Here is a 23,052-nt window from a genome sequence, read left to right as displayed (position 1 = left end):
GAGGAGGGGCCTCAACGGGCGGGCCGGATGTCACGACGGCCCGGGTCGGGCCGACTGCTGGGCGATGGCCGCGGCGTAGGAGACGAGGTCGCCCCCCTCCCGGGCGTACTTCGCCAGCAAGTCGGGTCGGCCCTCCTCCCGGCAGAGCTGGATCAGGCCGGGGCAGAGCAGCAGGCCGTCGGGGACCCCCCTCAGGTGCTCGGCGGCCAGGGGGATCGCCTCCTCCCGGCGGCCGACGCGGTCGAGCAGGCGGATCAGGATCTGGGCCGGCAGGGTCGAGGCCACGTCGCCGCCGTCGGGGTCGGGCGGGTCGAGCTTCGCCCGGAAGTGGGCGACCGCCTCGTCGACCCCCTCCCCCAGCAGGGCCCGCAGGTAGGTCGCGTGGTCCTCGTAGGGCCGGTCGAAGGGGGCCTCCCCCTCGTACCGGTGGCGGTCGCTCAGGCGTCGGCCGTACTCGGTGAGGTCGACGGCCAGCCGGATCGGCTCCGGGTCCTTCAGGAGCGGGGCCATGCGGACGACCGAGGCGAGGTGCGACGTGTCGATGTGGTAGGCGTCCTCCTCGAACAGCCAGTCGTTGCCTCCCAGCAACTCGGCGATCGTCGCCTCCTCGGGGGGCTCGGGGCGGCCGGAGCGGCCGATCTCGGCCCGGAGGCTGAACCGGAGCTGGTCGTGCAGGTGGCGGACGAGCCGGTCGGCGCAGGGGGCCCGGACCCCCTCGTCCGGCGGCAGGTGCTCGAACGCGGTGATCGCCGAGCACGGGCCGTAGGACTCCAGCACCAGCTCGAAGCCCCGGCGGGGGTTCACCCCGTGCTGCAAGGCCAGCTCCATGAGCTGGCCGAGCAGTTGGCCCTCGGTCTCGGCCGGATTGATCGCCTCGATCGCCTCGGCGACCGCCTCCTTCTCGCCGATGGCCCGGTAGTAGGGCCAGGCGCCGAGCAGGTCCCCGGCGTCGAGTCGACGGCGGCCGACCGTGCGGAGCGCCTCGACGTAGCGGTCCTCGTATTTCGACCGCGCCGGCTCGGGCAGCCCGGCCAGGCTGGCCGGCGGGATCGCCGGCAGCCCCAGGTCGAGCCGGGCCCTGAGCAGGAGGGCGTCCAGCAGGGCCCTCGGGTCGTCTCCGGGGTCGAGCCGGGCGATCAGCCGGTCGACCGCGGCGCCGGGGCCGCCCTCGTCGAGCGAGCGGTCGAGCTCCCGGAACGCCTGCTCGTCGACGGCGCGGTCCTGGACGTGCGCGTCGTTCATCGGTCCTCGGGGGGTGCGGTGTCGCGGCGGGGCGGCCGGGGCCCGGCCGGGGGTCCGGGCCGGGCCCGGGGCCGGTCGCAATCGGGTCCATTCTCCCCCGCCGCTCCGGGGCCTGGCAAGGCTCCGCCCGCCGCCGAGCGGGGGCGGGGCCTCACTCGGCGTCGGACTTCCTGGGGTCGGGGGCGGTCCCGGGGGCGCCGGGCGGGTCGGCGTCGAGCTTGGCGCCTTCGGAGCGCTTCCAGGTATCCCAGCAATGGTTGTTGTAGCAGTCGACCAGCGTCTGGCAGATCTCGTCGATCGAGTCGGTGATGACCAGCAGGTTCAGATCCTCGGGGGAGATCAGGCCCTCGACGAGCATGGTCTTCTCGATCCAGTCGACCATCCCCCGCCAGTACTCCGAGCCGTACAGGACGATCGGGAAGCGGCTGATCTTGCGGGTCTGCACCAGCGTCAGGGCCTCGAACAGCTCGTCGAGCGTGCCGAAGCCGCCGGGGAAGATGACGAACCCCTCGGTGTACTTCACGAACATCGTCTTGCGGACGAAGAAGTAGCGGAAGTTGATCGAGAGGTTGGAGTACGGGTTGCCCGCCTGCTCGAAGGGCAGCTCGATGTTGCAGCCGATCGACAGGCCGTCCCCCTCGGCCGCGCCCCGGTTCGCGGCCTCCATGATGCCGGGGCCGCCCCCGGTGATGACCGCGAAGCCGGTCTCGGCCAGCCTGCGGCCCAGCTCGCGGGCCGACTCGTACCAGGGGTGCCCCTCGGCGACGCGGGCCGAGCCGAAGACGGCGACCGCGGCCCCCACCTCGGCCAGGGCGTTGAAGCCCATGACGAACTCCCCCTGGATGCGGAGCACCCGCCAGGGGTCGGTGTGGGTGAACTGGGCCTGCTCCGGGGCGAAGGGGGAGGGGACCTCGGGGTTGGGGTGGTTGAGCAGCTCCTCGTCCTCGGTCGGCTGCCGAGCGACCCGGGCCCGGGAATGCCGCTCCCGGAGGGTCTCCAGGTCCGGGCGGCCCACGCCCGGGAGGGGGCCGTCCTCCCCCTCCCGGCCCGCCCTCCTGCCGCCGGCCCGGCCCGGTGGCCGTTCGTTGTGGTCTCGCCGAGTCATTCGTCTTCTCCCTTGGATTGGTCCCCGCGCCTCTCCGCCCGGGCGGCCTGGGGGCCGGTCCGCCTCGTCCCCCCACTGCATCATACGAGGGACCGGCCCGCCCCACCCGCGGGGCGGCCGAATCGAAAGGGATGCCGACCTGAGTGTTTGTCTGAAATTGTCATGCGTGTCCGCGCCAGGGGCCCCGGGCGCGTGGCGCGGGGAAATCGGCCGGGATGCCCAATCGATTGCCCCCAAACCGCTTGCGGAACGAGGTCGCCCGCGGGGGCGGGCAACCGCTTGACGCCGTCGACGACGGCCGACACCATGAACCGATCGCCGGACAGCCGGGTTTCTCGGGGCCCGCCGGCCGGGCCCTTCCGACGACTCCGTGGAGCCACAGACCATGCGGTCGACGATCGGGATCGGGACCCTCGCATCCGTCTTCGCCCTGACCGGCCCGGCCCTCGTGCTCGCCCAGTATGGCGACATCGGCGACCTGGAGGTCGCCCGACCCTCGGACCGGATCGACGTGCAATCCGCGCCGCCCCCCGAGGGGGCCATCGTCCTCTTCGACGGGTCGGGCCTCGACGAGTGGGTCCAGGTCGATGGCCTGACCCCCTCCTGGGAGATCGTCGACGGCGGCGCGATGCAGGCACCCGCCCGGGGGGGCGAGTTCGGCATCAAGACCCGTCGCCAGTTCGACGGCCCCTATCGGCTCCACGTCGAGTTCCGGGTCCCGTACATGCCCGACGAGTCCGGCCAGGCGAGGGGCAATAGCGGCGTCTACAACCAGGGCCGCTACGAGGTCCAGATCCTCGACAGCTATGGCATCGACGAGCCGGGCTCCAACGATTGCGGGGCGATCTACGAGGTCTCCCCCCCCCGGGTCAACGCCTGCAAGGCCCCGACCGTCTGGCAGGGCTACGACATCGACTTCCGCCCCCCCGTCTTCCGGGACGGCGCGAAGGTCGAGCCCGCCCGGGTCACCGTGCACCAGAACGGCATCCTCATCCAGGACGACGTCCCCATCCCGGTCGACAACACCCGGGCCGGCCTGGGAGGGGACCCCAGCACCCCCGGCCCGCTCCACCTCCAGGACCACACGGATCCGGTCCAGTATCGGAATATCTGGCTCCTGCCGAAGGGAGAGTGAGGTCGATCCCCCTCGGGGCATCGGGAGCCAGCCATGAGCGCGGTCGAGACCTACGTCCGGAACGACGAGCACGGCGTCATGCGGGTCGGCTCGACCCGAGTGATGCTCGACTCCGTCGTCGCCGCCTTCCAGCGGGGCGACTCGCCGGAATCGATCCTCCAGCAATATCCGTCCCTGTCCCTGGAAGCGGTCTACGGGGCGATCACCTATTATCTCGCCCACCGCGATGAGGTCGACGACTATCTCCGCCGCCAGGAGCAGGTCTGGGACGAGGAGCGGGCACGCAATGCCGACAAACCTGACCCGGTCACCGAGCGGCTCCGACTCTTGAAGCAGGCCCGGGATCGAGCCGGATGAGTCTCGGCCCCATCGGATTCCTCGCCGATCACGATCTGAACGATCGCATCGTCGATGGCGTCCTCCGTCGGGATTCCTCTATTCCATTCTTCAGGGCAAGAGAGCTCGGGCTGGCAGGCCGACCCGATGACGAGGTCCTCGATGAGGCGGGACGATCGAGCCTCGTCGTCGTCTCGCACGACGTGAACACGATGACCGCGGCGGCCCTAGGGCGGGTTTCTTCGGGTCGAGGTCACTCGGGGCTCATCCTGGTGGCCCAGCGCCTCGCCCTGCGAATCGTGATCGACGAACTCGTCCTGATCTGGTCGGCCACCGACGTTGCCGAGTGGCGGGATCGCATCGAGTTCCTCCCCCTCTGATTCTGATGGAGACACCCGAGATGAACACCAAGGGCTCCCCGGCGATCAGTCGACGCCGATTCCTGGGGGATGGCGCCGGCCTCGGCCTCGCGGCGGCGGCCTTCCCGGCCGTCGTGCCGTCCCGGGCCTTCGGGGCGGTCGACCGGGTCCGGGTCGGGTTCATCGGGGTCCGGAACCAGGGGACCAACAACCTCAAGGCGTTCCTCGGCCGCCGGGATGCCCAGGTGGCCGGGCTCTGCGACGTCGACCGCGACGTGCTGGCCGGAGCCTCCTCGCTGGTCGCCGAGCGGGCCGGCTCGTCCTGCCCCACCCACCACGACTATCGGGAATTGCTCGACCGGCCCGACATCGACGCCGTCCTGATCACCACCCCCGACCACTGGCACGCCCTTCCCACCGTCCACGCCTGCCAGGCCGGCAAGGACGTCTACTGCGAGAAGCCGCTCTCGCTGACCGTCGCCGAGGGCCGGGCGATGGCCGACGCCGCCCGGACCCATGACCGGGTCGTCCAGACCGGCAGCCAGCAGCGTTCCAGTCCCGAGTTCCGGCGCGCCGCCGAGGCCGTCCGCAACGGCCGGATCGGCACCGTCCAGGAGATCGTCGTCGGCCTGCCCGGCGTCAATTTCGAGGGGCCCGCCGTCGCCGACGAGGCCCCCCCCGCCGCGCTGGATTACCCCTTCTGGCTCGGGCCGGCCCCGTCCCGGCCCTACAACCCGAAGCAGGTCCACTACAACTTCCGATTCTTCTGGCCCTACTCCGGGGGCCAGATGACCAACTGGGGGGCCCATCACCTCGACATCGTCCAGTGGGCCCTCGGCCGGGACGAGTCCGGGCCGACCGGGGTCGAGTTCGTCGACGCGGCCTTCCATCCCCAGGGCTGGTACGAGGTGCCGACCACCAGCGAGGTCGTCTACTCCTACGACGACGGCATCACCGTCCGATGCCGCCAGGGTAAGGGGGACCCCAACGGCATCCGATTCGCGGGTTCCGGGGGGACGATTTTCGTCTCCCGGGGCAAGCTGCGGTCCGAGCCGGGGGACCTGCTCGACGGCCCGGACGGCCCCGATGCCGTCCGGCTGGAGGAGAGCCCCGACCACCACCAGAACTGGATCGACTGCATCAAGGAGCGTCGCCGGCCGATCTGCGACGTCGAGGTCGGGCACCGCTCGGCCACGGTCTGCCACCTGGGGAACATCGCCGCCCGGCTCGGCCGGTCGATCCGGTGGGACCCGAGCCGGGAGGCGATCCCCGGGGACGAGGACGCCTCGGCCATGCTCTCCCGACCCTACCGGGAACCCTGGTCGCTGGACGCCTGATCCCCGGGCCGGGCCGATCGCGTCGAGGACGGGTCGGCTCCTGTGTCGGGGATGCCCGCGGTTCACGGTCGAACGAGGAGCGTCGGCGATCGGATCGGGCCCGGGCCCGATCGGGGGGGCGGTCCCCGCCCCCCGGGCCGACACGATCGACGGCGATCGGACCGCGGTCGGGGGGCACGAGCAAACGCGCCGAGGGCCCGGGGCCCTCGGCGAGGGGGGAACGTCCGTGTTGATCGACGTCCGACAGCCATCGGTCGAGGGCCGGGGACACGCACCGGGCCCGGTCCGGTCGCCCCGGCCGGTCGGGTCTCATCGGTCGCGACAGGGCGGGAGGTCCGCCCCGGGGATCGCCGGGAGCGGGGCTCACCGCCGCACTCGGCACCGGCCGATGGTTGACAACACGCCACGCGGCGCGGGCAGCGATCGCGAGGCACGCCATGTCTGACGCAGATCGAGCAGGTCGCCCCGGCGCCGATCCGGGCCGCCCTCCGAGCCGTCGGGGCCGCCGGGAGTCGGCCCGATCGGCCGCCGACTCCGGAGAACTCCCGTTGGCCCCCGAGGGCCGACCCGTTAAGTTCGACGCCGATTCGAGCCCGGGCCCATCGACCCCGGGGGATCGCAAGGAGCCAATCCGCATGCCGCTGTCGACCCTCCTCGACCGGGCCCGAGGGACCCTGCTCGGCCTGGCCGTCGGCGACGCCCTGGGGGCCCCGCTCGAGGGGCTCAGCCCCCAGCAGATCCGGGCCCATTACGGCACGGTCGTCGATTACGTCGATGGCGCCCGGGCCTGGCGTCGCAAGCCCTATCGCTGGCGGCTGCCGGGCCTCTATACCGACGACACCCAGCAGGCCCTCGCCCTGGCCGACGTGCTCCTGGCCGAGGGCGTGGTCGTCCCCGACCGCCTGGCGGCCACCTATCTCGCCCTGGCCACACCCCGGAACGGCCACGCCGGCGCGCATCGGGGCGTCGGCCGGAGCTTCCGCCAGGTCCTCGACGGGCTGGATCGGGGGCGGCCCCCGCTGGAGTGCGGGCAGGATTCGGCCGGCATCGGCGCCGCCATGCGGATCGCCCCCGTGGCGATCCCCTTCCGGGACGACCCGGACGGCCTGTTCGATGCCGTCATGGCCGCCAGCCTGATGACCCACCGGGACGTCCGGAGCCTGGCCGGTGCCGTCGCCGTCGCCTCGGGAGTCCGCCGCCTGCTCTGCGGCGAATCGAGGTCGCCGAGCCTGCTGTTCCGGGTCGCGGGGGACGTGGCCGCCGCCGAGCGCCGGATCGCCGAGGAGCATGGCGGGGTCGTCGCCTCGATCGGCGAGCACGGACGGGGCCTCTCCCGGGCCATCGCCCACGTCGAGGCCCTGCTGGACCTCCCCCGGCCCGATGCGTTGCACGCCCTGGTCGAGGAGGCAAATGCGCACGGCGCCCGCCCCTCCTGCAAGCGACCGACGATGGGCTTCCCGCCCGCCTGCATCCCGACCTGCTTCTACCTGCTGCTGACGACCGAGTCGTTCGAGGAGGCCCTCATCGACGTGGTCAACCTCGGCGGCGATGCCGACTCCGCCGGGGCCATCCTCGGCGCCCTGATCGGCGCCCAGTCCGGGTCCTCCGCCATCCCCGAGCGCTGGCTCGACGGCCTGCACAACCGGGACGGGATCGCCCTGCGGGGCGAGGCGCTCGCCCTCGGCTCGGCCGACGGCCTCGACATCCCCGACCTGATCGAGACCGAACGCCGGCTCACCGCCCTGGAGGACGCCAGCCGGGAGCAGATGCTCGCCCCCCCCGACCAGCGCGGCGGCCTGAATATCAGGCCCCCTCGCTGAGGACAAGGGGCAGGTCTCGCCCCCCGACTCGTCGGGCGCCGGGGGCCTCGGGGCGGAGGGCGAATCCAGGGGAGGCGGGTGGAGGTCGGCGGGAGGTCGGCCCTCGGCCTGTCCCCGGTCAAGCCCCGGCGGCCCCTCCCTTCCTCGCCTCCCGCGTCGCCGATCCCCGGGCCCGCCCCCGAATCGCCCCGAGGCTTCCCGGGGGCGATCGCGTGGGGTAGAATTCCGGCGTCATCCCTGCGGATCAGGCCGAGGATGCCGCGCAATGCCGACGACCGCGATCTCCGACCCGACCATCCGACGGCTCCGCGAGGCCGAGGGCTTCCTCGAACTGGGGATGCCCGGGCACGCCCTGGAGATCCTCCGGGCCAGGCGAGACTGGGCCACCGTCCAGTTCGAGGCCAGCTACCTGACCGGCGAGGCCCTCCGGGAACTGGGGCAATTCCGGGAGGCGCTCGCCCCGCTGGAGGTGGCCGCCAGGCTCCGGCCCGACAACGTGCACGTCGCCATCGCCCAGGGCTGGTGCTACAAGCGGACCCATCGCCTGGCCCAGGCCGTCGACGCGCTGGAGCGGGCCCGCCGGTCCCACCCCGACGACCCCATGATCCGCTACAACCTGGCCTGCTACTGGAGCCTCGCCGGCGACCCGGGCCGCTGCCTGGAGCAGCTCTCGGCCGCGCTGGGGCTCGAGCCGATGCTCCGGTCGCTCATCGCCGGGGAGGCGGACTTCGACGCCGTCCGCCATCTCTCCGAGTTCGACCGCCTCGCGGACGAACACCCCTCCGGAGCCTGACCGGGATCGATCATCCCGACCGGCCCCCGAAGCCCGGCACGGGTCGCCTCAGCCCCCGGAGGCGACGGCCTCGGCCGCCCGGGCGGCGCCGGGCTCGAAGGGCGGGCCGAGCATCGCGAGCCAGCGGAGCCGCTGGTCCTCGGTCAGGATCGAGGCAGCGTCCCGGTGGCGTCGGCGATGGGCGTCGACCGGCCCCTCGCCGGGGGCGGGCGGGCGCGAGAGGGACTCGGAGAGCCTCGAACGCTGCTCGTCCGTCAGGCCGAGGCTGGCGGCGATCGTCGGCCGGCTGAGCAGCGCGGCGGCCCCTTCCCATTGCAGCTCGATCTGGCCGAGACGCCCGAGCTGCTCGGCAGTCAGGTTCTCGCCGAGCCATCGTCGGGCCGAATCGTCGACTTCTCTCCGGGAGGCCACCGCGTCGGCCCCCGAACGGCCCCGGAGCGAGGCGGCCCTGGCGAACAGCTCGACGATCGCCCCCCGGCCCGAGGCGACCTGCTCGTCCCCCATCTGCAACTCGTGCTGGACGTCCGGCCGGCTCAGCAGCAGGATCGGCGCCATCCTCGCCCCGAGCGCCTCGTCGGGCAGCCGCCAGGGCGGGCCTTCGGGGGCGTCGCCCGGGCCCGGCAGGGCCGCTCCCGCCCAGCACGTCAGCGCGATCATTCCGGTCCACATCGGGCCGACTCCTTCCGCCCGTCGGGCTCCCTGGCCCGTCCCGAGTGCCGGGCGACGTCCGGCGGCCCGTCCCCGGGACGGGGATCGGGCGGTTATACGACGGATCGATCGGACGGAGAACCCCAGTCGGATCCGATCCGATCCCGATCCCAAGGGCGCCCCAAAGCGGACGACGCCGGTGCCGGGGGGCGAGCAAGTCGGCCCCCCGGCACCGGCGTCGTCGGGTCGAAGTCATGTCGCGGTCGGGGGGGTGATCCCCCGGAGATCGATGGGCTCAGCCACCCCGGCGTCGGCCGCCGTCGTCGTCGCCACCGCCCCGGCCGCCGCCGAAGCCGCCGAAGCCGCGACCGGCGTTGCCCATGTCGATCGCCGAGAAGTCGAAGGGCTTGCCCAGCATTTCCTTGTACTTGTTGATCTGGGAGCGATTGAGGACCTTGCCGATCTTGGAGAGGGCTTCCTTCTCGTAGCTCTCGCCCTGGGCCTGGAGCTGCTCGACCTTGGCCTGGGTCTCGGGGTCCATCTGGAAGCGGCCCCGCCGTTCGTCGTCGCCGCCCCGGCCGTCGGAATCCCGGTCGCCGCCCTGCCCCTGCTGTTCCTGCTGGCCTTGCTGCTCCCGATTGCGCTGGAAGGCGGCGGTGAAGAGCTCTCGGCGGACGGTGCTCGCCTGCTGCTGCTTCATCTCCATCTCCTGCTCGACCATCTTGATCTGCTCGCGCTGGACCGGCAACAGGCCGAGGGCGAGCTGCATCTCGTCCTCGGTCACGACCATCGGGCCCTTGGCCTGGAGCATGATCTGCTTGAACCGCTTGAGCTGTCCCGGGCTGAGCACGGCGGCCAGCGCCTGGTCGGACTGCTGCCGCATCTGGGTCATCATGGTCCGGAAGGCGTCGCCGCCGGGGAACCCGCCGCCGGGGCCTCCCGGGAATCCGCCGGGGCCTCCCGGGAATCCGCCGGGGAATCCGCCGGGGCCGCCGGGGAATCCGCCGGGGCCCCGACCCTGGGCGGGGTTGCCGCCGCCGCCCCGGCCGCCCCGCCCTCCCTGGTCGCCGAATTGCTGTCGCATCTGCTCCCGCATGCGGTCCCGAGATTCATCGCGGACCTCCTCCATCCGCTCGTCGACCTGCTTGAGCCGTTCGAGCTGGGCGTCGGAGATCTTCAGCTCCACGCGGACGGGCTCCTGCTCCAGCAGCCACATCGGCCCGCGCATCTCGACGATCCGGGCGATCACCTCCGGGTCGACCTCACGCTCGGGACGATCCTCGCCCTCCTCGCCCTCCTCGCCCTCGGCCGGCTCCGCGTCGGGGGCCTCCCCCTCCTGGGGAGTCTCCGGGGTCTCCTCGGCGGGCTCGGTCTTGACGGTGCCGCCGATGTTGCGACGCACCTGGGCCGAGGCGCTCGGCGCGAGCGCCAGCAGCCCCGAGGCCAGTCCCGCCGCGACCAGGGCGGCGCGAAACGTGATGCGAGTCATCCCGGATGTCCTCCGTTCGATCCTCGGAAACGGCACTCATGCCGGCTGGCGACGCCGGGCCCGATCGGCCGGCCACCCCCTCCCGGCACGTCGACCGGGGACCGGGAGCGCCATCCTCCTCCCCATTCTAAGCGTCGGGGCGGCCGCAACGGGACCGGGAAATCCAGATTCCCGAATCATCGGGACACATGGGTCCGATCATCGCCTGCCGATGCAACCGCGGCGTCCGCCCCCGCCGGGCCCCCGTTCGGCCCGTCCCGGTGCAGCCAGAGCCAGCCGGCCAGCACCGCGACGGCCGTCGCGGTCGCCACCCGGAGGCTCGCCCGATAGAGAGCAAATCTCCTGCCGGGCCGCCCGGCGCCCCGCCCCCGGGCCTCTTCGAGCGCCGCCGATCGCCGCTCCATCGCCCCCACGCCGTTCATCGCCACCAGGTGGACGAGCACCAGCACCAGGAACCCGAATCCCAGCTCCCCCCAGGCTTGCCAGGGGACCCGGGGCAGGTGCAACGCCGCCTCCAGCGGCGAGGGGACCGTCAGCGGGCCGTCCGGCCGGTAGACCACCAGGGAGAGCCGCTTCGCCTCGGTCCTCCTGCCGTCGCCGACCCGGACCGTCAGCGCCAGCGGGCCCGGCGAGCCGGCCTCGGGCGTCCCCCGGATCAGCCCGAGGCCCGGGTCGAACTCCAGGCCCTCGGGCAGTTCCCCCTCGAGCCCCCACCGGAGCGGCCCCGACGCCCCCGAGGTCGCCATCGCCAGCTCGTAGGGCCTCCCCGCGATCGCCTCGGGCAGCCGACCCGGGGTGACGATCTCCAGCGGCCCCGCCTCGACCGCACCCGGGGCCGACGGGTCGACGGCCCGGGGGATCAGGGCCATGATCACCATCGACAGCAGCAGGATGAACAGCAACGCCCCGGTCAGCTTCGTGACTACCACCGCCACGAACGAGTCCTCCCCCGACCCGCCGAACTCCAGGACCCCGTGACCCCCCCGACGTCCTCGACGCATGGCCGATCCTCCTGCTACCCTTCGCGAGACGGGCCGGCCGGGCCTCCTCGGCGCCGACCGGCCCCCGGGGATCCGAACACGCCGCTCAGGCCGCCTTCGAGGCGTCCGGGCCGAGGCCGCCCGAGGCCGCCCGGTCGTCGAACATCTTGCGGACGATGTTGCGGTACAACGCGTTGCCCTGCTCCATGCTCACGTTCAGCAGGTCGATCGCGTCCTTCAGGCTCGCCATCGTCCGGGCCAGCTGCTCCTGGGTCGACCGGCTGGAGCGCTCGAAGGCCGAGGCCCACTGCTCGGCCAGCGACTCGACCGCCAGCGTGGTGCGGTCCAGGCCGCGGCGGATCGGCTCGATCTGGTCCTCCAGCCGCGGCGGCTCGGCCAGCGTCGCCTCGATCCGGGCCAGGCTCGACAGCACCCGGCGGATCGCCTCGTTCGCCTCGCCGACGGCCCCCAGATCCTCGCCGACCCGGCCGATCGCCTCGGCCCCCCTCCGCAGGTCGTCCAGCGCCCTGGGGAGCGGGTCGATCGCCGCCGAGAAGCGGTCGACCGACGGCCCGAAGCCGTCGCCGAGCCGTTCGGTCAGGGCCCTGATCAACTGGTCTCCCAGCCGCTCCAGGTGCGGGGCCAGCGCCTCGGCCGGCCCCTCGGGACGGCCGAGACGGGGCAGGACGTGCTCCACCACCCAGGCGTCGACCCGGGCCAGGTGGTCCTCCGCCAGCCGATAGACGATCGTCTGCGCGAACATCAACGCCGCGCTCAGGAACAGGGCGAGCAGGGTGCTGTCGAAGGCCACCTGGAGCGCCGAGGTCACGCCGGTCAGGTTGCTGAGGAACCCGTCCAGCTCCTTGACCATCGGCAGGACCACGCTGATGTTCCCCAGCGCGTGGCTGATCCCCTCCACCGTGCCGATGAAGCCGATCACCGGCAGCAGGTAGAGGATGTACTTGGTCAGGGTGAACCGCCCGGCCGTCCGCTCCTGGTCCAGGCCCGAGACCTCCCGGTTCAGCTCCATGAGCTGGCCGACCGTCGGCGCCGCCTCCCCCCGGGCGTGGCCGTCGAGCTGGCGGAGCCGGCTCGCCAGCAGCCGGCGGTCGCCCGGGTCGATCGGCTCGCCCCCGGCGACCCGGTCCAGCAGGCCCGGGGCCTCGTCGAAGGCCCGCTCGTCCCCCCGGAGGCGGGCCCACTCCCGGAACAGCATCAGCACGGCCCAGCCGTAGATGGCCGTGCCGGCGTACTGGTGCCAGCCGCGTTCGAACATCAAGGTCGGGTTGAAGACCATCAAGCCGACCGGGAACGCCAGGGCCAGCACCAGCATCACCAGGGCCCCGGCGTAGGAGGCCGTCGCGCCCCCCCTGCCCCGCCCGTCCGTCGTTCGAGCCATCGCGCCAATCCTCCTGCTCCGCCGACCGATCGGGCACGCCCTCCGGGCCCGCCCCGCGATCGGAGTGATCGGCCCCCTCGCACCGACGACTTCAACCCGAATCCCCCATCCTCTCCGATCGACCGTCGATCGCTCGAAGCCCGCCCCATGCCCGCGTTGCCCCGGGGGCCTCGGCGGGCCGTCGCGACCGGGCGGGAGCGGGCCGACCCGATCCCCGGATGCCGTCGCCGGCCCCGCCCCCCGGACCGACCGGCCTTGACGCATTCCCGCCCCCCGCAAATCATGCCGCCGACCGCCCGGGTCGGCCTTCGGGGATCCCCGGCCGGCCCGACGGCCCGTGACCCGAGCGATCCGGGATCGTTCGTCCGAGGTGGCCCCGCGCGTCCGGGACGGGCGTCGCCGTCCGTCGACCGGGCACCCCGCATGCCCAGGAGCAGGAGCGATTCCATGAGGGGAGACGGCGACTCGCCGCGCCGGGCCGTCCTGCACCTGGCCTGGCTGATCGTCCTGGGCTCGGCCTTCCTCGCTCCCGTCCTGGGGACAGGCTACTGGGCCGAGGACCTCTACCAGTCGATGTCCCCCCGCGCGTCGACGGTGCTCAACGGCAGCACCTATGCCGAGGTGATCTTCGACCACGTCGTCCACACCCTCCGCCTGGGCCGGTTCTTCCCGCTCACGGGCATGCTGATCCCGGCGGTGCACGCCGCCTTCGCCGAGGTCTGGCAGTACAAGGCGTTCCTCGTCGGGGCCAGCCTCCTGGACCTCACCCTCTTCTACGCGCTGGCCCGGACGCTGACCGGCAGGCGGGACTTCGCCGCCTTCTCCTCGTGCCTGGCCGTCGGCCTGATGCAGTTCCGGGCCACGATCGACCCGTTCATCGGCAACGTGGGGATGGTCCAGATCCTGGTCGCCCTGCTGTTCGGCTCGCTCCTGGCGTTGCAGCGCCATCTCGACCGGCCGGGCGGAGGGCCCCGGTCGTGGTGGCTGCTCGGGAGCGTCTCGGCGTACCTGGCCTGTGCCCTGCTCTACGAGGTCTCGTACGTCCTGGTGCCGCTCCACCTCTTGCTGATCGCCCGGGCCGGGGTCGGCGTCCGTCGGTTCGCCCGGACGGCCTCCCCGTTCCTGGGGGTGGTCGGCGTCTGCGGGGCGCTGTCGGTCCTGCTGAGGAGGCTCTACCCCTCGGAGATGTACTGGCACCACACCGACTTCGCTCCGCTTGACGTGCTCCGGGCGGTGGCCTACCAGACTTCCGCGGCCCTGCCGATGAGCTATTTCCTGGCCGACCCGATCGACCTGTTCCCGAGCCCGACGGGGGCGGCGATGCTCCGCTGGCTCCTCGACGCCCGGGTCGTCCTGGTCGGCTCGGCCGCCTTCGGGCTCTGCCTGATCTGCGCCCGGAGGCCGGGGGGTGCCGGCGCCCCCGGGCCGATCGGCCGGGCCGATCGGCGATGGCTCGTGGCCCTCGGGGCGATCCTCGCCGTCTTCCCCTCCTTGCTGCTGGCGATCAGCCCGCACCACCGGGCGACGATGGCGCCGGGCGTGGGCTGGATCCCGGTCCTGATCCAGATCTTCGGGGTCGCCCTGGCCGGATCGGCGATCCTCTGGGCCCTGATCGAGTCGCCGGCCGGCGGGGGGCCGGGGGCGAGGTGGAAGGCGTTGCTCGCCTCGATGCTCGTCGCCTCGACGGTCGGGATCACCTACCGGGCCAACGAGGAAGTCGCCCGGTGCTTCCTGGCCGCGCCGGGGACGGAGCGATTCCGGACCGAGGTCGGCGTGGCCGGGGGCGGCCACCACCACCCCCGCCTCCTGCTGGAGGCCGCCCTGCGGGCCGGGCTGCTGGACGAGGTCCCCGAGCACGCGACGGTCGAACGCACCCGGGATTATCCCTTCTGGTACGACGCCACCTACGCCCCCCTCTTCTTCGCCTCCTACGCCGGTAAGCCGGTCGACAGCCCCGGCCCCTCCTCCCCCCCCGTCCCCACCCCGGCCCCGGCCGACTCCTACCGGGTCCGGGACATGCACACCTGGCGGGGCTTCGGGGCGGTCCTCCTCTCCCGACGCACCGGGGGAGGCGAGCCGGGAGGGGACCCGGCCGAAGATCGGGCCCTCCGCCTCTACGTCCGCCATCCCTCGATCGACCGGGTCGGACCCGCCGATGCGTTCCACCTGGAGGGCGCCGATCCCGAAGGACGCGAACCGGGGGCGCCGGTCGACGCCGAGGACCTCCCCGTCCTCCGATCCGGCCCGGGCTGGGTCCTCCTCTCGCTGGGGCCGATGGGTGGCGTCCTCCCCGCCGACTCCCTCCGGGTCGTCTTCGACCGCCCCCGGGATCCGGCCCTAGCCCGGGGCCCCTCCGGGGGCTCACCCCCGGCCCGGCTCCACTGAGGGACCGGCCCTGCCCTCCCCCCGGGCGACCCGGCCCCCGCCCGGCCGATCGGCCCCGGGGATTTTGTGACTGGCGCGACCCGAATTCTCGATCATATCGGTATCCGCCCGAGTCGTCGGGGCCGCGGATCGTGCGCCCCCGCGTTCGATCCCGGGAGGAGCGCGACCCGTCGGATGCCCGCAGCCCCCAGCCCCACGCGGGGGCCGGGGCGTCGGGGGGCGTTGCCCGAGGGGCAGGGGATGATCCCCCGACCGGGACCACCCGCTGCTCTTTCTCAATCCAGTGGCACACCCGGACCGGACCGAACCCCGGTCCAACCCGCAATTCCCCGAAACGAACGCCCGGGCGACGGCGCATTCCCCTGTAAACGAACGAGTTTCGTCGATCGGGGCTCGCGACAAAAGGCGCACCGGCCGCGCACCAGGGGGCGCACCGGCCGCGCACCAGGGGCGCACCGACGGCGCCCGCCCGGCAGATTCGGTGGCAGCCGGGGGACGGGAGGCCAGCCTCCAGGACCCGCGACGGACGACCCGGATCGGCGATCGGTGGGCGACGGCCGAGGGCCGCCCTCGACCGCACGTCCCGGGGCGGGATCCCCGAAACGAAACCGAGGCTCCCGACGCAGCGGCTTTGGGGGCAGTTGTTTGGGTCGATCGCACTCGCGTCAATTTGGCGCACCGACGGCGCAGGAGGGGGCGCACCGGCCGCGCACCGAGGCGGGCCCGGGCGATCCCGACGGGATCGCCCGGTTGGTCGTAACGGCGATGACCAGCTCAGCTCAGGTGCCGGTCGGCCATGCGGACGAGTTCGACCACGGGCAGGCCGTGCGGGCAGGAGCGTTCGGCGGCGTCGAGGTCGGCCCTGGCGAGGTCCCGGGCCTCGGCGGGGAGGGCCTGGTAGAGGGCCCGGGCCTCCTGCCGCTTGCCATAGGCGGCGTAGTAGCGGAGGTAGCGGAGGACGGTCGCCACGGGGACGCCCTTCGCGGCCGTCTCGCAGAGGTGGCCGCAGCCGTGGCAGTAGAGGTGGGTGGTCTTCCGGCGGTGCTCCTCCAGCAGGCGGGCCTCCTTGATGGTCAGGGGCTCGTTGCTGGCGGCGATGTTCTCCCGGAGGTCGCTGAAGTTGAGCATCTCGGAGACGACCACCTGCATCCGGTCGTCGGCCCAGGCGGCCTTGATGGCGGCGACCTCCTTCTTGACCCCCTCCTCCCGGAGCCGCTTGAGGGTCCGGTCGGCCTCGTAGGTCGCGGCCTCGTTGTCGATGGCCTCGAAGACCGCCTTGGCGCCGCCCTGGGTCTTCATGGCGACCAGGCCGATGTTGGCCTTGGAGGCGGCGTCGATGGCGCGCTGGAGCTTGTCGTGGTCGACCGCCCGGAAGTTGTACTGGATCATCACCTGGTCGATCCAGCCGACCTCGGCGGCCTTCTCCAGCAGCTCGGGCAGCATCGCGTCGTGGCAGGAGAAGCCGGCGAACTTGATCTTGCCGGCCGCCTTGAGGGCCTCGAAGGCCTGCTTGACGGCCGGGTCGCCCAGCAGGCCGATGCTCTTGCCGTCGATGCCGTGGATGTAGTAGCAGTCGACGTAGTCGGTTCGCAGCCGTTCGAGGCTGGCCGCCAGCTCCTTCGGGAAGACCTCGGCGGGGTTGGCGACGCCGCGGTAGCGGGTGGTCTTGGTGACGAGGTAGACGTCGTCCCGCAGCCCGGTCCGCTCGAGGACCTGGCCGATGGTCCGCTCGGCCCGGGTGTTCTCGTACGACTCGGAGGTGTCGATGAAGCGGACGCCCGAGAGCAGGGCCGCCTGCACGAAGCTGGGGGAGACGGGCCAGCTCGACCCCATCCCGAGCCTGGTGACCTGCCGGCCGGTCTTGCCCAGGGTCACCAGCGGGACCTTCGGCCCTTCGGCCGGCCCGTCCTGGCCGAAGGCCCGGAGGCTCGGGCCCGCGGCCAGCGTGGCGCCCGTCGCCGCGGTCGTCTTGAGAAACCGCCTCCGGCTGCCGTCGCAGGGGGTGTGCATGGCATTCGCCTCCTCGGTTCGACGTGTCGGGAGCATCGGGAGACCGCTCCGGCCGGACCTCGGGGGGCCGACGGGCGTCGGAGCGTCATTGTCGTCGCGAGGCGACCCGGGGTCAACAAGTCTCGAACAGGGGGCGCCACTCCAAGGGGGTCCACTACATGGGAGGTCGAACGATCAGCTACTGGGGGGTACGCGGTCGGTCATCTCGCCTCCCCCGAATTGGCGAGGGAATACCGACCCGTGAACTCCTGGGTTTCAAGTTTCGCCGAACTAACTTACTTAGAAATGTTACCGTCGGTATCCTTACTTCTCGTCTCCGAAGACGATACGATCGTCTAATCATGACCGATTCGGCGCCTGCGCGAGTCGCCGTATTGCTTTCGTCTCCCCGATCGCGGCGACGATTGCCGCAATCGCTGGGGAGAGGGGTTTTTCGAGTACGGGAGACGTCTCGCCGTCGGGGTCGATCACGTCTTCCAGGCTCACCGCGAGGATTCGGCAGAGCGCCTCGGCCTGATGCAGGTAGATTCGCTGGTCCCCGGAGAGGATTCGGGTAATCGCGGACGGCCGGAGCCTGTCGGCGTACCGTCCTTCGTACTCCCGACAAATTATCGGGTAACTCTTTCCTGACTGAAAGACAATTGCCTTAATACTACTCCGTTATGATTTCCCACCGAATTTGCGTGGATGGATGATTCCGCGTCCTGCAACCCATTGGGATCGCCGAAGTTGCGTCAGGCTGCATGCATGCAATAGTCAAGAAATACCCATCCAAGTGATTACGCAATTCGTTTTTCTGCAAGAAGTTGTAGAACGTAACGGAGTAGTATTAAGGCGTTTCCCAGAATTGCGATAGAACGATTCTGGGGAGGGGGGCGTTGCGGTCATCTCAGGGTGCTCCGAGGGCTGTGCTCTGGTTCGAGGCGGTGGGGTCGGGTCCCTCCGTCTTCGGCGCCCGGGCCCCCTCCCTTGGCCCGTTGATCTTCGGGACGTGTGGCGGATTTGCCCTTGGGAGAGACGAAACGGGGGCGGGCCCGCCACGACGGGCCCGCCCCCGGGGGGAGGGAAGGAGCGGAGGGGCCGATCACCCGCCCGAGGGCAGGGGTGGCAGGTCGATCGGCGGGGTCTCGCGGACCGGCTCGCCCGGGGGCAGCTCCGGCAGGGTGGCGCCGGGGCCGTCGGCGGGGAGCGATCGCGAGGGGAGCGGCGGGAGCCTCCTGGGCGTCGTCGCGGTGGTGCTCGGGGTCGAGGGCGGGGTCGGGGGGAGGGGGACGGAGCCGGCCGGGGAGCCGAAGACGGGCTCGGAGTCGTAGGCGCCCGCCCGGGAGACGGCCGGGTCGACCGGGCCGCCCGGATTCGAGGCCAGCGGCGCCGGGTCGCCGACCGGGACGGCCGGGCCGACCGGCTGCGGCGGCGGCCCGAAGGTGCCGAAGGGGGCCGGGAAGTCGGGGCTCATCCGCGGGGTCTCCGAGCCGGGCGTCAGCATCGGCGTGACCGGGTCGTGGATCGGCGGGGCGACCACCGGCCTCGGGGCGACCGGCCCGTCGGGCTCGATCGGGATCTGGTGGTGGGCCTTCTGCTGGTCGACCGCCTGGATGTACGCCTTCTTCGGCTGCGGGCCCTCGGCCACGGCGATGTTGTTGTAGGCCAGCAAGGTCCCCTTGGCCTCCTCCAGGGCGGCGATGGCCGTGTTGTAGCTGGTCTTGAACCGGGCCTCGGTGGCCACGGCGTTGGACCAGCGGTTGACGGCGTCGAGGTAGCGGTCGATGTTGATCGTGCCCGCCTCGAAGAACGCCTCCTGGGCCTTGAGCCGGCGCTCGGCCGCCTCCCGGAGCTGGCCGGCGACCTTCAGGAGCTTGTAGTTGGCGTCCACCTCGACGAAGAACCGGGCCAGGGCGTGGGTCGTCTGGTGGACCGTCTGCTGCAGGAAGGCCCGCTGCCGGAGCAGGGCGTACTGGGCCTGCCTCGTCTCGGCCAGGGGACCCCGGAAGCCGATCGGCATGGAGAAGGTCAGGCCGACCTGCCAGGTCTGGAAGTTGTTGAAGAACGACGGCGAGGGGTTCACCCCCGCGGCCGCCTGCTGGTTGGCGATGATCGGGTCGATCGCCAGCACCGAGCGGCCGGTCATCACCGCGAAGGCGTCGTCGAGGTTCTGGCCCAGGCCGTTGAACTGGTAGAGCAGGTCCAGGTTCAGCGCCGGGAGCAGCTGGTTGCGGGCGAGCAGCAGCTGCAGCTCGGCCACCCGGACGAGCAGCTGCTGCTGGACGATGTCCGGCTGGTAGCTGATCATCTGGGCCAGGCTGCTCTCCCAGTCGGGCTGGAGCCGGGCGGTGGTCGGCTCGCTCACCGGGACGATCCGCCGGCCGTCATACGGCGGCATGCCGAGCAGCTCGCGGAACTGCCGCTCGGTGGTGATCAGGTCGCTGGTCGACTGGACCAGGTCGAGCTGGAACTGCCGGAGCTGCTCCTCGGCCTCGGCCACGTCCGGCTCCGACCCGGTGCCGACCCGCTTCTTCTCGACCTCCCGCTCGTAGATCGCCTCGCCCAGGCGGACGGCCTGCTGCCGGCTCCAGTACTGCACCTGCTGCTGGGCCAGGGCCCAGTACTGCTGCTCGATGGAGCGGACCATCGCCATCACCTCGGCCTTGAACCGCCAGACCGAGGTGTCGGCCTGCAGTCGGGAGATGACCACCGGGGCCCGGTTGGCCTCCAGGCCGCTGGGGCCGAACTGGTCCGAGCCGCCGAGCAACGGCTGGCTGAATTGCAGGGTCAGCCGGGAGGCGTAGGTCGACGGGAACGTCTGGATCGGCGAGTTGCCGTAGGTGTAGTCGATCTGGTTGGCGATCCGCAGGACCGAGCCCACGGCCGTCCGCTTCTGCAGGGCCGTCTCGAAGGTCGGGATGCCCTGCGGCGCCCCCTTCTGCCGGACAAGGGCGAAGACGTTGGTGTCCGGGTCGAAGAACCCGGCCTGGATGGAGTTGTTCACCAGGAAGTCCCGGTTCTCGTAGAAGAGCCGGGAGGTGAGCTGGGCGTCGAAGACCGACAGGGCCCGGGCGATCTGCGTCTCCTGGATCGCCGGGTCGTACACCGTCGCCAGGGTGCCCGCCCCCAGGGCCGCGCCGGCCTGGGTGTTCAGGGGGGTGGGGGCGAAGCCCTCGACCGGGATGCCCTGGGCACCCAGCGAGATGACCCGGATGACCTCGGAGTTGTCCATCCCGATCTGGATGGCCTCCTCCAGGGTCATCGACCAGGGCTCCATCGCCTCGGCGTTGTCGGGGGTCCGGGGCGGGACGATGTCGGGGACCTGCATCGGCAGGTCGCTGAAGAAGGCGGCCTGCCGGACGGCCCGATCCTCCTCGGCGACGGCGGCGATCGGGTCGTGCGGGACCGGCTTCGACTGGTCGATGTAGGGGAGCCTCTGGCATCCGGCCGGCGTCAGGCACGCCGCGGCGAGCGCCGCCCTCAGATACCGGTTGCCGAAACGGGTCAATCGCATGGCCAGACCGTCCTTGTTTTGCGCCATGGGACGAGGGGGGCCGGCCCCGATCGGCCGGGTTTGCACCACCGCCACGGGGTGCGGCCCCGGCGACGAGCGGCCTCGCGTTCCTTCGTTCCGCCGCCCGCCGACGACCTCCAACCACCGGCCGAGGCGGGGCCTCGGCGCGGCCGGTCGATCGCCGTCTCCAGGAGTCCCTCGAATCGACCAGGGGATGAATCGGTCGGATCGGATGTGCGTCTTGAGGGGGCCCGGCAGATTCTACGGATTTCTCGGGTCGCGCCCAGGGCAACGACCGGCCCGGAGGCGCGGGTTGTCCGCCCTGCACGCCTTATGGGGACAAGGTCGGGCTTGAGATTCCCGGGAGGATCGGCGCCCTCAGGAGGCGTCCCGCCCCGCCGCCCCGGCGGCCGGGGCCGTCCGCCGCTCCCACTGCCGGCGGAGCCACTTCCGCAGCAGGGCGATCTCCCCCGGCTCCGACCGGTCGATCGCGTGCCCGAGGAACTGGACGAGGTACCCGCCGTCGAACAGGCACAGGGCCAGCAGGAACACCGGCACCGACAGCAGGGTCAGGTAGAACGGGATGTAGAGCACCCCCAGGATCGTCGGCGGGATGGCGACCAGGTGCAGCGCGAAGTTGGCCGGGTTCTTGTGGCGGGCGATCCAGTCCTGGACGACCGGGTCGGGACTCAGCGGGGGGCAGAGCATCGGGTGGATTTCCGGGATAGATCGGCGGTCGCCTTTGCGTGACGACGGAACTGGAGGACGGCTCTCCCGGCTCGCCCTCGATCAGACCTTATCACGAGCGTAACGATCGAGGGTCGTCCCCAACAAGCCGCCCGATGTCGTTCGGCGATTCGAGTCCTCGCCCAAGGCGGGGGAGGGTCCCTCGTGACCCCGGTTCACATCCCTATCTATAGAGCAATGACCATGAGCTTCGACGACACGTTGACCCGATGCATCGCCCGGTGGCAGGAAGAGGGAATCCCGCTGGCCCCTCCGATCGGAGCAGTCGAGGTCCGTCGGGCCTGGGAACGCCTCGGTCACCCGGTTTCCCGGGACGTGATCCAGCTCTACGGACGGGTCGGGGGCTGCTCGGATTACCACTTCGACGAGGAGTACCTCTGGTGCCTCTGGACCTTGTCGCGCATCGTCGAACAGAACGATCGGGGCTCGGTGACGGGGGTCCAGTTCTGCGACCATTCGATCCAGGTGGTCACCTGGGAACTCCACTTCGAGAACGAGGAGCACTCCTCAGTCTGGCAGGTCCTCGGCCGAGATCCGGGAGACACGCGCATGACCTCCCCCGACCTGGACACGTTCTTCCGGACGTACCTCGACGATCCCTGGAGGCTCCTGTAAAGTGCCCCGTCCGGTCGGGAGCCGGGAATCCGGTCGGCCGTCGCCTGGATTCCTCGAGCCTCGGAGTTTTCCGGATGGACCGCATCGCCTTCCACCGACTCATCCGGGGCGAATCCCGGGGCCCCGCCGCGATCCTCGCCCGATCCGCGCTCCGAATCGCGTCGGCCGGTTACGGGCTTGGGGTCGGCCTCCGGAACGCGAGGTTCGATCGGGGCCGAGGCGTCGAGCGGGCCGAGGTGCCGGTGGTGGCGATCGGCAACATCACCGCCGGCGGCACGGGCAAGACGCCGATGGTCGAATATGTCTGCCGGCGTTTCCGGGAGCACGGGCTCCGCGTCGCCATCCTCAGCCGGGGATACGGGGCAACCGAGGGCCTGAATGACGAGGGGCTGGTGCTCGACGCCAACCTGCCCGACGTGCCCCACTTCCAGGACCCCGACCGCGTGGCCCTGGCCCGGATCGCGGTCGAGGAGTGCGAGTCCCAGGTGCTCGTCCTCGACGACGGCTTTCAGCACCGCCGGCTGGCCCGGGACCTGGACGTCGTCCTGCTCGACGCCCTCGACCCCTTCGGCCTCGGCCACCTGCTCCCCCGAGGGCTGCTCCGGGAGCCGATCGGGTCGCTCCGGAGGGCCGGGGTGGTGGTCCTCTCCCGGGCCGACCTCGTCTCCGAGGGGGAGCGGTCGGCCATCCGATCCCGGGCCGAGCGGGCCGCCGGGCCGCTCCGTTGGGCCGAGGCCAGGCACGCGCCGAGGGACCTGCTCGACGCCGAGGGGGTCGCCGAGCCGCTCGACCGCATCCGGGGCGTCCCGGTCGTGGCCTTCTGCGGGCTCGGCAACCCCGAGGGGTTCCGCCGGACGGTCCTCGGGCTGGGGGCCGACCTCGTTGCCTTCCGTGCCTTCCCCGACCACCACCCGTACGACCGGTCCGACGTCGACGACCTAAGGCGATGGGCCGGAGCCCGGGGGGCGTCGCTGGCCTTGACCACCCAGAAGGATTCGGTAAAGCTCCGCCTCTCGGACCTGGGGCCGGTGCCGCTCCGGGCCGTCCGGATCGGCCTGGAGCTGATCGGGGGGGCCGAGGAGCTGGAAGGGCCCCTCGGCCGGATCGCCGAGCTGGCCCGGTGAGGGGCATCCATCCCCCCCGCCCCGCCCTGCCC

General features: G+C 71.9%; 17 protein-coding genes. 8 read left to right on the top strand and 9 right to left on the bottom strand.

Annotation, left to right across the window (positions count from 1 at the left end):
* Window positions 1-30 precede the first annotated feature (30 nt).
* Both ElP_RS19045 and ElP_RS19040 read right to left on the bottom strand, forming a co-directional pair.
* On the bottom strand, window positions 31-1,242 hold the full coding sequence (locus ElP_RS19045) for a hypothetical protein (protein ID WP_145271968.1): 1,212 nt from the start codon (window positions 1,240-1,242) through the stop codon (window positions 31-33).
* Between the two features lie 151 nt (window positions 1,243-1,393).
* Window positions 1,394-2,347 carry an LOG family protein gene (locus tag ElP_RS19040; protein ID WP_145271966.1) on the bottom strand — a complete coding sequence of 318 codons (954 nt, stop codon included), beginning with the start codon at window positions 2,345-2,347 and terminating at the stop codon, window positions 1,394-1,396.
* 385 nt (window positions 2,348-2,732) lie between these two features.
* Between ElP_RS19040 and ElP_RS19035 the strand changes: the two genes are divergently transcribed.
* The 5 genes from ElP_RS19035 to ElP_RS19015 all read left to right on the top strand — a co-directional run bounded on the left by ElP_RS19035 (window position 2,733) and on the right by ElP_RS19015 (window position 8,127).
* Window positions 2,733-3,482: a 3-keto-disaccharide hydrolase gene (locus tag ElP_RS19035; protein ID WP_145271964.1), complete on the top strand. Its 750-nt coding sequence runs from the start codon at window positions 2,733-2,735 to the stop codon at window positions 3,480-3,482.
* A 33-nt stretch (window positions 3,483-3,515) separates the two neighbouring features.
* Window positions 3,516-3,839 carry a DUF433 domain-containing protein gene (locus ElP_RS19030; RefSeq protein WP_145271963.1) on the top strand — a complete coding sequence of 108 codons (324 nt, stop codon included), beginning with the start codon at window positions 3,516-3,518 and terminating at the stop codon, window positions 3,837-3,839.
* Window positions 3,840-4,218: 379 nt separating this feature from the next.
* Window positions 4,219-5,514 (top strand): Gfo/Idh/MocA family protein, encoded by a 1,296-nt coding sequence (locus tag ElP_RS19025; protein ID WP_145271961.1) that lies wholly within the window; start codon window positions 4,219-4,221, stop codon window positions 5,512-5,514.
* A 635-nt stretch (window positions 5,515-6,149) separates the two neighbouring features.
* Window positions 6,150-7,334 (top strand): ADP-ribosylglycohydrolase family protein, encoded by a 1,185-nt coding sequence (locus tag ElP_RS19020; protein ID WP_145271960.1) that lies wholly within the window; start codon window positions 6,150-6,152, stop codon window positions 7,332-7,334.
* Between the two features lie 265 nt (window positions 7,335-7,599).
* On the top strand, window positions 7,600-8,127 hold the full coding sequence (locus ElP_RS19015) for a TPR end-of-group domain-containing protein (protein WP_145271959.1): 528 nt from the start codon (window positions 7,600-7,602) through the stop codon (window positions 8,125-8,127).
* 48 nt (window positions 8,128-8,175) lie between these two features.
* Here ElP_RS19015 and ElP_RS19010 read toward each other — a convergent pair whose 3' ends face one another.
* From ElP_RS19010 to ElP_RS18995, 4 genes are all read right to left on the bottom strand, one after another.
* Complete coding sequence (locus ElP_RS19010) at window positions 8,176-8,796, bottom strand: hypothetical protein (protein ID WP_145271957.1); 621 nt, start codon at window positions 8,794-8,796, stop codon at window positions 8,176-8,178.
* Window positions 8,797-9,070: 274 nt separating this feature from the next.
* Window positions 9,071-10,264 (bottom strand): hypothetical protein, encoded by a 1,194-nt coding sequence (locus tag ElP_RS19005; protein WP_197446170.1) that lies wholly within the window; start codon window positions 10,262-10,264, stop codon window positions 9,071-9,073.
* Window positions 10,265-10,440: 176 nt separating this feature from the next.
* Complete coding sequence (locus ElP_RS19000) at window positions 10,441-11,265, bottom strand: Ig domain-containing protein (protein WP_145271954.1); 825 nt, start codon at window positions 11,263-11,265, stop codon at window positions 10,441-10,443.
* An 85-nt stretch (window positions 11,266-11,350) separates the two neighbouring features.
* Window positions 11,351-12,643, bottom strand: coding sequence for a MotA/TolQ/ExbB proton channel family protein (locus ElP_RS18995; RefSeq protein ID WP_145271952.1), 1,293 nt, complete (start codon window positions 12,641-12,643; stop codon window positions 11,351-11,353).
* A 423-nt stretch (window positions 12,644-13,066) separates the two neighbouring features.
* On the opposite strand from ElP_RS18995, the gene ElP_RS18990 reads away from it, so the two are divergent.
* The gene (locus ElP_RS18990) at window positions 13,067-15,028 is read left to right on the top strand and encodes a hypothetical protein (protein ID WP_145271950.1); all 1,962 of its coding nucleotides are present in this window, start codon (window positions 13,067-13,069) and stop codon (window positions 15,026-15,028) included.
* A gap of 774 nt (window positions 15,029-15,802) precedes the next feature.
* Here the strand turns inward: ElP_RS18990 and ElP_RS18985 are convergent.
* The 3 genes from ElP_RS18985 to ElP_RS18975 all read right to left on the bottom strand — a co-directional run bounded on the left by ElP_RS18985 (window position 15,803) and on the right by ElP_RS18975 (window position 21,242).
* A complete protein-coding gene (locus ElP_RS18985; RefSeq protein WP_145271948.1) occupies window positions 15,803-17,038 on the bottom strand; it encodes an aldo/keto reductase in 1,236 nt (411 codons plus the stop codon).
* A 1,084-nt stretch (window positions 17,039-18,122) separates the two neighbouring features.
* Window positions 18,123-20,534, bottom strand: coding sequence for a TolC family protein (locus ElP_RS18980; protein WP_145271946.1), 2,412 nt, complete (start codon window positions 20,532-20,534; stop codon window positions 18,123-18,125).
* 378 nt (window positions 20,535-20,912) lie between these two features.
* On the bottom strand, window positions 20,913-21,242 hold the full coding sequence (locus tag ElP_RS18975; RefSeq protein WP_145271944.1) for an Mpo1-like protein: 330 nt from the start codon (window positions 21,240-21,242) through the stop codon (window positions 20,913-20,915).
* Between the two features lie 222 nt (window positions 21,243-21,464).
* On the opposite strand from ElP_RS18975, the gene ElP_RS18970 reads away from it, so the two are divergent.
* Both ElP_RS18970 and lpxK read left to right on the top strand, forming a co-directional pair.
* Complete coding sequence (locus ElP_RS18970) at window positions 21,465-21,896, top strand: hypothetical protein (protein ID WP_145271942.1); 432 nt, start codon at window positions 21,465-21,467, stop codon at window positions 21,894-21,896.
* Between the two features lie 74 nt (window positions 21,897-21,970).
* On the top strand, window positions 21,971-23,020 hold the full coding sequence (gene lpxK / locus ElP_RS18965) for a tetraacyldisaccharide 4'-kinase (RefSeq protein ID WP_145271940.1): 1,050 nt from the start codon (window positions 21,971-21,973) through the stop codon (window positions 23,018-23,020).
* Window positions 23,021-23,052 lie beyond the last annotated feature (32 nt).

Source organism: Tautonia plasticadhaerens, assembly GCF_007752535.1.
Lineage (GTDB): Bacteria > Planctomycetota > Planctomycetia > Isosphaerales > Isosphaeraceae > Tautonia > Tautonia plasticadhaerens.
This window is presented reverse-complemented; position numbering and strand designations above follow the sequence as displayed.